The sequence below is a fragment of the Acetomicrobium mobile genome, assembly GCF_937920065.1.
Window position 1 is genome coordinate 1 of sequence record NZ_CALETC010000024.1, and the last position, 10,690, is coordinate 10,690.

Here is a 10,690-nt window from a genome sequence, read left to right on the forward strand (position 1 = left end):
CGATGACAATGCCTTTAACAAATACTTGTATATTATTAAACATGGTCTTCACCTCGCTTTTCTGTTATTTTATCACAAAAAACCATATTTCACTTGATATAAGAACAGATCAGTGCCATTGCAGTTTCAAGAACATCGATGGATTTTAGATATTCATTTAAAGCGATATGCTCGTTCATGGTGTGATCTAGCGTGCTGTCGCCGGGCCCGTATGCGACCATAGGGCAATTCCAAGCAGCAGCATGATTGAAGTCTGCCGTTCCGCTTTTGACGATTACGCGAGGTTCTAGGTTTTGTCGTCTTAGGGCTGTGCGAAAGGCTTTTGCGACCATGTTGTTTTTGTCTGTCACGTGGGGTGGTATAGCAAGGGCGATATCATGTTCTACTTTATATTTTTTGCATATTTTCTCAACCAACAAGCAGTATTCGTCGAGGGCGCCTCCGATGGGAATGCGTATGTCGAGCTCCATCTTTGCAGTCCTTCGTCCCTTTTCCTGTCCCCACATGGAAACGATTGCCCCAGATGGGCTATATGCAATGGATTTGCCGAATTGGTCATTTGAGCGCAATCGATTTAATATCTCCGAAGCTGCAAAGGTAACATAGGTAAGCGGACCTCCATTGGCGCTCCTGTGGGCTCCGCCGTCCTCTGACTTAAGGATCGCCCTAATACAACCTCGATAGCCTATGGTTATCCCCCGAGTGTTTGATGGCTCTCCAACAATGCAGGCTATAGGTTTATGAAGAGGCAGCCTATAAAGAATGCCGCGCGAATTGGATTCCTCTCCGACGGCTGCAATGAAGGACAATTTGCAATTTCTTGCAAGTTTCACCTTACCACCGGCAATGGCCATCGAACAAAGCGGTCCCTTTGCGTCAACCGATCCCCTCCCCCATAAGATGTCGTCTTCCACTTTGGCCGTTGGTCTGCCCTCAACTGTATCGATGTGGCCGAGGAGGATTATTTCGTTATCGCCCTCCCCTTTTGTGGCCACGACATTTCCCACATTGTCTATGTACGACCTGTCCCATCCAAAAGAGGGAAGACGAGCATTGAGGTAGGCACACGCCTTGTCTTCTTTATAGCTTGTACTGGGTATGGAAACCAAATCGAGGAGTAAATTTATTTCAGCGGACATTACCCTTTTCCTTTCCTTCTAATACTGCACTCAAGATGTCCGCGGTTTTTGCGAAATGCTCTGCCTTAGATATCAAAGGCGACAAAAATCTCACTACGAAAGGTCCGGCCGGAAGAGCGAGTATACCCATATCTTGAAGTTCTTTGACTATAGGAATGGATTTTACGGAAAGCTCTACTCCGTTCAATAACCCCATTCCGCGCACCTCTCGTATAAGTGGAGAGTCAATTTTTCGCAATAGATTTCTGAAATAGTCTCCTAGTTCCACCGCTTTTTGCATATAGCCTTCACTTTGAAATAACGACATAGTAGCTAGCCCCAAAGTCATGGCAAGAGGATTGCCACCGTATGTTGAGCTATGCCCCGATGGGGGAAACCCACCCAACTCATCTTTCCACAGTGTTATTCCTACAGGAAAACCTCCGGATACACCCTTCGCGAGACATATTATGTCGGGATCAAGGCCACATTTTTCGCTTACGGAATAATCGCCACATCTTCCCCAACCGCATTGAACCTCATCGCTTACAAGCAAAGCTCCATGTAACTTACACGCCTCTGTTATCTTTTTACCAATTTCCTCCTCGAGCGGATAGACGCCGCCTTCTCCCCTAACGGGCTCAACGAATACCGCAACCGTATCTTCATCTATGTTTGACGGCAGTATTTCCGGTTCCAAATGAGTTACAGGCAAAATGACGTGTGCCCAAGGGTTTCTGTAAAGTGGGTTAAAGGTCAAAGACAAAGCTCCAAGTGTGCGTCCGTGAAAGCTTCGACGCAGGGCGAGGATCTTTTTTCTGCTCGAGTTTAAAAAAGTAACAAGTTTAAGTGCCGCCTCTACAGCCTCTGATCCGCTGTTGCAGAAAAAACATTCTCTGTCCGGAAATATTTGTCTCAGAGACTCCATGAACTTATTTCTCGTTTCCGATCCCATGCCTATTCCTACCGTCCAGGGCATTTTCGATGCTTCTTTTAGTGTCTTTACCAGGTAGGGATGGCAATGTCCAAATAGCGCAGCTCCACTGCTGCAATAAAAGTCTATATACTCTTTTCCTTTTTTGTCCCTGATTATTGCACCATTCCCGTATGTTAAAGTTATACCGCGGCTTCCGTAAAGCTCCGACATAAGCGCGTTCCTCCTCCCGAAAATGCCGTCTTTAAAGGATTTTGTTGCCTGCTATCTCCTATAAATACCGAATTAACCCCGCCCTCGAGCGCTTCTTTGGCTGCAAGCAGTTTGCGCTTCATGTTTCCCTGAGAATAGCCTTCCAGGTTGGCCCAGTCTTCAAGCGTCGCCATTTTTATCAATGTGGAACTGTCGCTTGGATCTTGAAGTAATCCCGGGATGTTGCTTAATATGACCAATACATCCGCCTCAAGAGAAGCGGCTGCTGCGGCGGCCATGCGATCTCCATCGACGTTCAAGAGGCCCTCCCCTGTCTCATCGCAGGCCAGAGGAGGCAAGACAGGAAACGCCCCCAAATCCCACAAAGTAAAGATGTCTTTGTTTTTAAATGACGTGATAAATCCGCTGCAATTGCCTCTGATTAAACGCACTTTGCCATTTTCTACGACCCGCAGGGCATCCTTTCTTCTTGCAATGGCAGATATGTTGTCGGGCGGATAAAGCGGTACGGCATTAATCCCCTGTTGACCGAAGGAGCTAACTAGTTGTATGGAAAATAAAGAGCTAGCAGCTCGAAACAATTCGAGATCGGAGGAATTTACGAAGCGGCTCTTAAAACCACCGGGGCTCATAACGTATTTTGGAGTAATATTTAAAGCCCTCGATAGATTGTCCATATAAGAGCTTGCGCCATGAACAAGAAGCCATTCTTCTCCTCTTTTCACTCTTTCCGCAAGTTCCATGACAAGAGGTTTTAGATTGTTTCCGCTTGCTCCGCCGATCTTTACAACTCCCCTACGAATGTCGCCCAGATCTTGATATTTCACTACCCTTTCTCCTTTCGATGAGTTATACGGGATAAACGGGCATCATGGTAAGCCCTTCGGTTTCGTTTAACCCCAGCATTAGGTTGGATGCCTGGACAGCCGTTCCTGCCGCCCCTTTCATCAGGTTGTCTATGGCCGTAACAACTAGCATTCTTTGTCCGTCCTCATGGAGAGCAAACCCAGTCATCGCCTGATTGCTTCCCGTTACCATCTTTGGTTCTGGGAACCTCAGATGAGCCGGTTTAGCCGGACAAAGTTGCAAAAAAGGCTTGTCCTTATAGGCATTTCGATAGAGCTTCCATATTTCGCCCTCCTTTACTTTTTCCGCCAGACGAATATGAGCCAACATTTGGGCACCGCGGACGATCTCCACGGCTGTCATCGTCATAGTTACCGCATCTTCCTCAAGGGAAAGTTCTTGCAGGATTTCAGCCAAGTGGCGATGCCTAAAGGGTTCGTAGACCCTTAATGTCCTGCTTCTATATGGGTGATGGCTTCCGACGGTAGGCGTTGCGCCGGCTTCAGATGATCCCACCCTCACTTCAATTCGCGCTTCCTTTATCAGGCCCTCCTTGGCAAGAGGGAAAAGCCCCAATATACAGCATGCTGCATTACAGCCTACGCCGCTTACTAAATTTGCCCTTTCGATTTCTTTTCCATGAAGCTCGGGCAACCCGTAAATTGCCCTGGTTAATAAATCCGGTTTTAGATGAGGCGATCCATACCATTTTTCGTAATCCTTGGAAGAGGAAAGCCTAACGTCCGCAGACAGGTCGACTATCTTCGCACCTCCTCTCAGGTATTTTTCGATGACGGGTACAGCAGTGCCATGAGGGACCGCCAAATAGGCGATATCTACTTCTTTTAAAAATGCCTCATCGTAGTCACAAAATGTTAGATCGCCGTATTCGTTTCTTAAATTAAGATGCGTCTGCCAGACGAATTGGCCCTTTTTGCTTTTTGACACAGCGCATTCAACTTTTATATTGGGATGTCGAGCCAATATGCGCAAAACTTCCCCACCAGCCATCCCGCTTGCTCCCCACACTGAGGCCCTAAAAGTCATCTTCATCACCCTTTTTGGCCAACGTCCAGGCCATCTCGACTATCTTTCCGGCGATATCAACACCTGTGATCTCTCCGTGGGAGCTTCTGAACTCCGGCTGTCCGTTAACTTCGTTTACGAGAAAGCCATTGTCGGTCTCAAATACATCGACGGCGAGCATTTTTCCACCGATAGCCCTTTGAACATCTATAAGCAAGTTTTTAAGATCATTAGTTAGAGGGTAGTTTTGTGCCTCGCCGCCCCTTGCGGTGTTTGTAATCCAGTGATCGCTGCACCTTCTTATAGCCGATGCAGGGCAATCTCCTATTATGGTGGCCCTTATGTCGAATCCTTTTTTATCCACATATTTCTGGATGTAAATTGCGCTGTGCTGTGAACCCAAGTGCAGTTTATGTTCGACTATAGCTTCCAGTGCGTCCCTGTCGTTGACCTTTGCCAAAAGCCTTCCCCAACTGCCTACGGGTGGTTTTAGGACGACGGGATATCCCATTTTTTCGACACATTTTAGCGCGCCTTCTAGTGAAAAAGCCACTGCATAATCGGGTTGAGGAATGCCTGCTATCGAGAGTTTCGAAGACGTTGCGATTTTATCTGAACATATTTCCATGACCTTTGAAGGATTTATCGTGGTTACGCCCTTCGCTTCTAACGTCAACGCCAGTGCAAGATTTTGTCTGTGTCCAATACAGCGGCACAGGGCTACGTCTCTCTTTTGGCAAATGTCGTTGGGCCAAACCATGTTGGAAACGATCATCGCTTCTAAAGGGATTTGTCTTACCCTTGCGGCCTCGATTATCATTTTCTCTTCGCTCCTGAGGCGGGAATAGAACATGAAGACCTTGGCCATTATTCTCCCCAATCCTCCTGCACTTCGGGTGCTTCTGCGACAGTTAAGGGATCCAAAGAAATAACCTCAAGCTCAGAACCGCAGTCGGGGCAGGTAATAATTTCCCCCTCCAAAAGTTCATTGGATACCTCTACCTTTCCTTCGCATACTACGCAGAATACAAATTTGGACATAACCATCCCTCCGAACTAGAATTTAATTATTTTAGAGATTATAAACTTGGGTTTCATATGTGTCAAGTTTCAAACGGCTCTTTTCCAAATAGTTTGGATACATTCCTCCGATAAGAACCCCAGCAGCGTCTTTTTTGTATAGACCTTATTTGATAGCCCCGCCTCCGGGGTGCAGGTTTCATCCCAGGTGCGATTTTTGTTTTGATAAATGTCGCGTAGAACTTCCAGATCTGAAGGAAGTAAAACCAAGCCATTTCGTGGCATGTCATCTTTATTCTGACAGTTTTTAAGGAGGCCTAAGCGTGGAAGCGAAAGAAATATGCGCGGAAAAAGAACCTGAAGAGACAGAAATTTCACCGGGTCATTCTTGTTGGTGTTATTTTTGTAATTGATGATCTGTAAATTTCCTACACTGTGTCAAAATCGCGTTAAAAGATCATTATTTTCCAATTTATACAACATGAAGGCTAAGCTTATATCAAAACGCCTTTTTCCTTCCGATAACCCATCAATCCCTAAAATATCTTCTAATCTTTTGATCCTATATTTTAAGGTATTGTAGTGAATGTGAAGAAAGTCCGCCGTTTGTCACGTCCTTAATTTTCTGAAAAATTGCCTTCAGATTAAATTTAGAGGTTAACCCCTGCTATCCTGCTATCATTGAAGCTGCTTCACCTATCTCGTACTGTTGTTTATGTTTCTGTCCCTGTTCCTGTTTTTTCCATTCCCAATATTCATCCATCTCGAAGTACTTCTTGCCTCATTTGCCATATTTCGTCCTGTTCCATCAATAACGCTTTTACCTGCTTCAACGCCGATTCACGGTTAGGAAATATTCGGATCACGCGTTCCCTTCGCCTTATCTTTTGGTTTAGCCTAACCACGCCCCTTGTGGTCCGAAGTCTCTTCCTGTAGCGTACCGGAGTATTCAAGACTGTCTTAAGTCTAAAGCCGTCCTCCAGGATGTCCATAGCCCTAGGTGCTTTGACAGAAAATACTTCAAGCATCAAATTTACTATATGTCGTGCTGTAGATACATCAGGTGCTTCAAAGATCTCCCTATATCCTTCCTGATTAATGCCCGTAGCGACAAGCAAGCTAAAGGGCCTCACCTTGCTCACCTTCTTTAGCCTTGATGACTAGCCGACAAGGATCAGGAAGGGGTAAGTGGTTTTGGATAAATCCCTATCCTTCCAGGATTGAAGTAAAACATCAAGATCTTTTAAGCTCGAGATATCGTTGATGCTGAAAAAGGAGGTCCCGCGTAGTTTTCACATTATCCTGGTGACCTTTCTTCGGTGCGTTCGTAAGGCTTTCGCGTTGATCTGCTTTAGTTCTTTGTTGCTCCAGAATTTGATTTACAAATTGCTTTAAGATCTTCTTCAAGCTCTCATCGTTGCCAGAAAATAGAAGGTGCAAATCCTCCTCATTAAAAGTAAGTAAGCAAGGGGTCATCGTTGTTCCTTCAATAGTTTGGGTTTGTGATAACTTTATTCTATCAGAGTGCAATTGCCCTTTCAGATTACTTTAGAAAGGTGTCATCCTAAATTTTACAGATGATATCATGCGCGACTTTTTTTCATCAATCTCAATTTAGTATTTTGTGTATTAAGATATTACAATATCAGTAAGGTTTTATTCTGTCTCTACTGAAAGAGACGAAAAAACCGCTTTATAAGGCTGGCTCTCGCTCATGCTAGCGACTTTAACTCCGCATTTGTCGATTATTCTTGGAACACTGCCAACTGGATTTTTTTCGAGATCAAGAGTTACAAACATTTCTCCATTGATGAATCCTTTGATTTGAGCAGGAATACCCTCATATTCACAACGAAGTTTTAAAGGGAAAGTTGGTGGCTTGATTTTTTCCTCCCATACTTTCCAATAACTCACATCCCAATAATCCATTTGTTTGCTTGGAAATCTCTCCCAGTAATTAAGTTCTACTTTTCCAGAAGGGAAAATTTCAAGGACATAACCTTGCCTGTCGTTGCCCAAGCCAACGCCTACTACTGTGTTTTGAGCTTCTAAAACATGCGTTTCGACAAAAACTTTTGAGCCCAAACCGACATCTTGTGAGATGTTGAAATAGTAAAAGAAAGAATAATATCTTTTAAGAAGCATAAATTCGTAGCCATCTTCTACTGGTTTACCGACAACTGATTCGGTCTTAAAGGGATCTTCTAGTTTTAAATCCCATGTATCTTTCCAATAAGCACATGTCTCAGACACATCGATTGTCGTAACTAGTAGGACTATAGCAATAATTAAAACCCATAATTTACTTCGTGATAACATATAAATCACCTTGCTTCTACACTAAAAGAGGAAAAAGTGACCTGGCCAGATTGACTATTCCATAGCGAACATCCCCAGAGCGAGGCAACCGATATAGATAAAATTTTTGGAATGTTAGTTTTTTCCTCAACGTTACCTCTAATTACTTCTCTACAATTTATTGAACCGATAAGCTCACCGGATTCAACATTGTAATGAAGACTTATTTTAGCGGGGAAAGAAACGGGGTCGATCTTTTTGCTCTTTATATAGACTACCTCCTTCACTCCAGCATGCCTTAACTGCACCTCTGAATGTGATATTTGAAAAACAAGATCACTTTTTCTGTTGCCCAATCCTACTCCATATTTTCCACTCTTAAATCCCATAACTTCTGCAGTTATAATAAAGTCACTAAGATATCGTGTTTTAGATGGTAAATCCTGACTTACTACCTGACAAAAGTTTTTTTCTCTAACAGCAATAGTTAGTCCCTCAGTTGAAACTTTTACTTCGGCTTTATTGTCCGAGCCTTCTTGATGTTTCCATTCAGAGAGGTCCCATTGGAGGATCATTGGTTCCAAAGCCATGCCAATTGTACCTAGCACAAAAACAACTAATGCCCCAGTAATAAACACAATCAACAAATATTTTTTCATGATGTAATTCCTCCTTTACTTAAGTTTTGTTTGCTAAAATATTACAAGGATATTTTTAATTTTTAAATTAAATAATTGATAATCATCATTTATTGATATCAGGTGTCTGCTGAAAAAGCATGTATATATTTATATAATTAAAAGAGAATATCACATGAAAGTTGAGTATAGCTTGATTTTACTTAGATCCAGTTGAACCTTTAGTTCATTAGAAAAAATATGGCATTATATAGCAGTCTAATTAATACAATGATACTATAGCATACTCATGCTAGTGCGTAAAGTTAAATTTCATATTCCATATCTCCAGAGCCTTGTGGTCAACATTTTTATCAACGACCAAATTTTTATAAAAACAATTCTTGATTCAGTTAGAATGCTAATGTAAACCTCTTAAAACCATAGCATTCTAATGCTTATAAATCCACATCCGCACTTGATGTATCCGTTTAGGCGATGACCTTGGCCTTGTTAAAGGAACTAAAAGAAAGCCTTGAATTGACATATCTTTTCATAACCCATAATCTCGCAGTGGTAGATTATATTGCCACTCATGTCGGAGTCATGTATTTGGGCAAAATTATGGAACTGGGAACCAAGGACGAAATATTTTCGAACCCGAAACATCCTTACACAATAAACCTTCTAGACTCAATACCCAGCGTAGGCAAAGGAAAGAGGACCCGCAAAATACCTCGATGAGAGATACCAAGCCCCCTGGATCCCCCGAAGGGCTGCCTCTTTCACACCAGATATGTGCAAGCTATGGATGTATGTTTAAAAGAAGAACCTGATGAGAGAGAAACTGCAAAGGGACATCTATGCAGATGTCATCTTTATTCCTAATATTTAATCGAGATAAAAAATACAGTGTGATATTTTAGAGCACATCTCGGGACGCATCTAGATGCGAGAGCATACCCCTTAACTCGTTATCATCTCAAGGTCGATCGATATGCCTCCAGTCTTTGTTGTTGTCATCGAAGTCCTTTGTATCTTCATCCGTCGTGGGCAGGATGCGAAACTCGCAATATTCGTCGCCCTCGGGAAGGGAATTTAAATGAACCATTTTATAATTAAGATTAAAGGCCATGTATTTTGCTATATCAACATAGCAGTATAGCCTGCCCAATTTACTCTTGTCCAATTCCTTCCATAATTTACAAATTTACCCATTACACAGCCATAAGCCCTTGTCCTGGTTGTTTCTCACTCAACAATATTTTCCGTTGAATCGTGCATGCCATAAAATGGCAAATCTTCTTCATAATCCTCAGGTTCGTTGTCCAGCCCTTGTTCTATTGCCCTTTTGTTAGCTTGTTTGCCAATACTCATGCCGTATCGTTTAATCGCTTTAAGAACTAGCTGGATGCCCTTTTCATCCCCAGCTCCTCAACTAAAGTTTCTGCAAAGGCCAAGTGTAACAAGGCAAATCTTCTGCAAACTTTAGCAACCTGCTCTTTTGCTTCTTTTAAGGGTACGCTCTCAACTTCGGACATTTTTTAAACCTTCGTTCACCATCAATCGAAAATCCATATAATCATCTGTTTAATTTCTGTAACTTTGGAGAATACCCGTTATCGAAACAGTAGTATACAGTTTGGAAGGGCATCCTAAACTCTGCGACTTCGTGGCCAACCTTATTCGCATCCTCTTTTTCTACCAGAATTCTCGCTATAAAATCGGCGATCTGGTCCATCTCCTCTTAGAACATCCCAAGCCTCATGACCTCGATGGTTCCAACGCGAAGTCCGCTTGGGTTGTCCCAGTTTTCAAGGGGATCCTTTGGCAACAGGTTTTTGTTGGTTATTATGTTGGCCTGCGCGAGCATCTGTGCTACCGCGTGTCCTCCGCCAAATTTACCGACATCTGCTATTACCTGGTGAGTGGACGTGAACCCCTTTCTGGAGCTCAGCACGAGTATGCCACGTTTCTCCAAGCCAGCTGCTAAAGCACGTGCGTTTGATATGATTTGTCCCATGTATGCTTTACCGTATTCCAACATTTTTGCAGCCGAATAGGCAGGGGCAGCTACCCTATTTATCTGATGAGTGGCAACCAGCGTCGGGAAGATTGCCTTAGTTATCGGGACAGTGAGCGTGGGGTCGTCCCACACTATGATCCCGCTTTGCGGCCCACTAAAGGTCTTTCCTGCGGATCCTGTCATGACGGCAGCGCCTTCATGATAAAACCCGGCAGCGATTAAGCCCAATTGATGTGCGGCGTCAAAGTAAATGCGTCCGCTCCACTGCGATACGACCTCGTACATTTCCTTAATTGGTCGAGGGAAAAGCGTCATGGTAAGACCTATTGATACGAGCTTCGGCCTAACGAACCGAGCAACTTTTCCAAACAGGTCGATGTCTACGACCAATTCATCTGGGTCGAAGGGAACGTTGACTATCTTTAAGCCTCTAAAACCGGCCATACATCGCAGATGAAAAAGCTCGTAAAAGAAATTACTTCATGTCCTGTAATTCTGGCAAGAACTGTTGCAAGCCGCATAGCCAAGGAACTGCTAGAGTGAGGGAAAGACTGTGGAGTTACATGATCTAAAAGGTTTGATAGAGATTGCG

The 10,690-nt window shown here is 43.5% G+C and carries 14 protein-coding genes and 2 pseudogenes; 3 read left to right on the plus strand and 13 right to left on the minus strand.

Translation table 11 applies throughout. The features are described from left to right. Nucleotides 1-89 precede the first annotated feature (89 nt). From Q7P41_RS00790 to lysW, 6 genes are read right to left on the minus strand one after another with little or no spacing between them, the layout of a single operon-like run. On the minus strand, nucleotides 90-1,139 hold the full coding sequence (locus tag Q7P41_RS00790) for a M20/M25/M40 family metallo-hydrolase (protein ID WP_303881336.1): 1,050 nt from the start codon (nucleotides 1,137-1,139) through the stop codon (nucleotides 90-92). Further along, nucleotides 1,129-2,265 carry an aspartate aminotransferase family protein gene (locus tag Q7P41_RS00795; RefSeq protein WP_303881338.1) on the minus strand — a complete coding sequence of 379 codons (1,137 nt, stop codon included), beginning with the start codon at nucleotides 2,263-2,265 and terminating at the stop codon, nucleotides 1,129-1,131. Before Q7P41_RS00795 ends, Q7P41_RS00790 begins: the two co-directional genes overlap by 11 nt. Beyond that, complete coding sequence (locus tag Q7P41_RS00800; RefSeq protein ID WP_303881341.1) at nucleotides 2,235-3,092, minus strand: [LysW]-aminoadipate kinase; 858 nt, start codon at nucleotides 3,090-3,092, stop codon at nucleotides 2,235-2,237. Before Q7P41_RS00800 ends, Q7P41_RS00795 begins: the two co-directional genes overlap by 31 nt. Nucleotides 3,093-3,114: 22 nt before the next feature. Further along, nucleotides 3,115-4,158 (minus strand): N-acetyl-gamma-glutamyl-phosphate reductase, encoded by a 1,044-nt coding sequence (gene argC / locus Q7P41_RS00805; protein ID WP_369693118.1) that lies wholly within the window; start codon nucleotides 4,156-4,158, stop codon nucleotides 3,115-3,117. Then, complete coding sequence (gene lysX, locus Q7P41_RS00810; protein ID WP_303881346.1) at nucleotides 4,148-5,005, minus strand: lysine biosynthesis protein LysX; 858 nt, start codon at nucleotides 5,003-5,005, stop codon at nucleotides 4,148-4,150. The genes argC and lysX overlap by 11 nt, the downstream gene beginning before the upstream one ends. Beyond that, complete coding sequence (lysW, locus tag Q7P41_RS00815; RefSeq protein WP_303881348.1) at nucleotides 5,005-5,178, minus strand: lysine biosynthesis protein LysW; 174 nt, start codon at nucleotides 5,176-5,178, stop codon at nucleotides 5,005-5,007. The genes lysX and lysW overlap by 1 nt, the downstream gene beginning before the upstream one ends. A gap of 149 nt (nucleotides 5,179-5,327) precedes the next feature. Here lysW and Q7P41_RS00820 point away from each other — a divergent pair, with 149 nt between their 5' ends. Then, nucleotides 5,328-5,468 carry an oligopeptide/dipeptide ABC transporter ATP-binding protein gene (locus Q7P41_RS00820; protein WP_303881364.1) on the plus strand — a complete coding sequence of 47 codons (141 nt, stop codon included), beginning with the start codon at nucleotides 5,328-5,330 and terminating at the stop codon, nucleotides 5,466-5,468. A 127-nt stretch (nucleotides 5,469-5,595) separates the two neighbouring features. Here Q7P41_RS00820 and Q7P41_RS12650 read toward each other — a convergent pair. The 4 genes and pseudogenes from Q7P41_RS12650 to Q7P41_RS00835 form a co-directional block, all read right to left on the minus strand. Beyond that, nucleotides 5,596-5,754 (minus strand): annotated as a pseudogene (locus Q7P41_RS12650) (helix-turn-helix domain-containing protein); the annotation flags it as partial. Nucleotides 5,755-5,912: 158 nt separating this feature from the next. Next, nucleotides 5,913-6,290, minus strand: coding sequence for a transposase (locus Q7P41_RS00825; RefSeq protein WP_303881350.1), 378 nt, complete (start codon nucleotides 6,288-6,290; stop codon nucleotides 5,913-5,915). Nucleotides 6,291-6,813: 523 nt separating this feature from the next. Next, on the minus strand, nucleotides 6,814-7,476 hold the full coding sequence (locus Q7P41_RS00830) for a hypothetical protein (protein ID WP_303881352.1): 663 nt from the start codon (nucleotides 7,474-7,476) through the stop codon (nucleotides 6,814-6,816). Between the two features lie 5 nt (nucleotides 7,477-7,481). After that, on the minus strand, nucleotides 7,482-8,114 hold the full coding sequence (locus tag Q7P41_RS00835; RefSeq protein ID WP_303881353.1) for a hypothetical protein: 633 nt from the start codon (nucleotides 8,112-8,114) through the stop codon (nucleotides 7,482-7,484). A gap of 582 nt (nucleotides 8,115-8,696) precedes the next feature. Between Q7P41_RS00835 and Q7P41_RS00840 the strand changes: the two are divergent. After that, nucleotides 8,697-8,960: pseudogene (locus Q7P41_RS00840) on the plus strand (oligopeptide/dipeptide ABC transporter ATP-binding protein). A 94-nt stretch (nucleotides 8,961-9,054) separates the two neighbouring features. Here Q7P41_RS00840 and Q7P41_RS00845 read toward each other — a convergent pair. The 3 genes from Q7P41_RS00845 to Q7P41_RS00855 all read right to left on the minus strand — a co-directional run bounded on the left by Q7P41_RS00845 (nucleotide 9,055) and on the right by Q7P41_RS00855 (nucleotide 10,542). Next, nucleotides 9,055-9,282 carry an L-2-amino-thiazoline-4-carboxylic acid hydrolase gene (locus tag Q7P41_RS00845; protein WP_303881366.1) on the minus strand — a complete coding sequence of 76 codons (228 nt, stop codon included), beginning with the start codon at nucleotides 9,280-9,282 and terminating at the stop codon, nucleotides 9,055-9,057. A 193-nt stretch (nucleotides 9,283-9,475) separates the two neighbouring features. Continuing rightward, nucleotides 9,476-9,613: a hypothetical protein gene (locus Q7P41_RS00850; protein WP_303881356.1), complete on the minus strand. Its 138-nt coding sequence runs from the start codon at nucleotides 9,611-9,613 to the stop codon at nucleotides 9,476-9,478. A 206-nt stretch (nucleotides 9,614-9,819) separates the two neighbouring features. Next, a complete protein-coding gene (locus tag Q7P41_RS00855; RefSeq protein WP_303881359.1) occupies nucleotides 9,820-10,542 on the minus strand; it encodes an aminotransferase class I/II-fold pyridoxal phosphate-dependent enzyme in 723 nt (240 codons plus the stop codon). Nucleotides 10,543-10,551: 9 nt separating this feature from the next. Here Q7P41_RS00855 and Q7P41_RS00860 point away from each other — a divergent pair, with 9 nt between their 5' ends. After that, the gene (locus Q7P41_RS00860; RefSeq protein ID WP_303881362.1) at nucleotides 10,552-10,641 is read left to right on the plus strand and encodes an AroM family protein; all 90 of its coding nucleotides are present in this window, start codon (nucleotides 10,552-10,554) and stop codon (nucleotides 10,639-10,641) included. The last annotated feature ends 49 nt before the right edge of the window (nucleotides 10,642-10,690 follow it).

What these genes read in the sequence shown, in the direction of transcription:
- Q7P41_RS00790 (WP_303881336.1), bottom strand. Translation starts at nt 1,139, where the DNA reads ATGTCCGCTGAAATAAATTTACTCCTCGATTTGGTTTCCATACCCAGT.
- Q7P41_RS00795 (WP_303881338.1), bottom strand. Translation starts at nt 2,265, where the DNA reads ATGTCGGAGCTTTACGGAAGCCGCGGTATAACTTTAACATACGGGAAT.
- argC (WP_369693118.1), bottom strand. Translation starts at nt 4,158, where the DNA reads ATGACTTTTAGGGCCTCAGTGTGGGGAGCAAGCGGGATGGCTGGTGGG.
- lysX (WP_303881346.1), bottom strand. Translation starts at nt 5,005, where the DNA reads ATGGCCAAGGTCTTCATGTTCTATTCCCGCCTCAGGAGCGAAGAGAAA.
- lysW (WP_303881348.1), bottom strand. Translation starts at nt 5,178, where the DNA reads ATGTCCAAATTTGTATTCTGCGTAGTATGCGAAGGAAAGGTAGAGGTA.
- Q7P41_RS00830 (WP_303881352.1), bottom strand. Translation starts at nt 7,476, where the DNA reads ATGTTATCACGAAGTAAATTATGGGTTTTAATTATTGCTATAGTCCTA.
- Q7P41_RS00835 (WP_303881353.1), bottom strand. Translation starts at nt 8,114, where the DNA reads ATGAAAAAATATTTGTTGATTGTGTTTATTACTGGGGCATTAGTTGTT.
- Q7P41_RS00850 (WP_303881356.1), bottom strand. Translation starts at nt 9,613, where the DNA reads ATGTCCGAAGTTGAGAGCGTACCCTTAAAAGAAGCAAAAGAGCAGGTT.
- Q7P41_RS00855 (WP_303881359.1), bottom strand. Translation starts at nt 10,542, where the DNA reads ATGGCCGGTTTTAGAGGCTTAAAGATAGTCAACGTTCCCTTCGACCCA.
- Q7P41_RS00860 (WP_303881362.1), top strand. Translation starts at nt 10,552, where the DNA reads ATGAAAAAGCTCGTAAAAGAAATTACTTCATGTCCTGTAATTCTGGCA.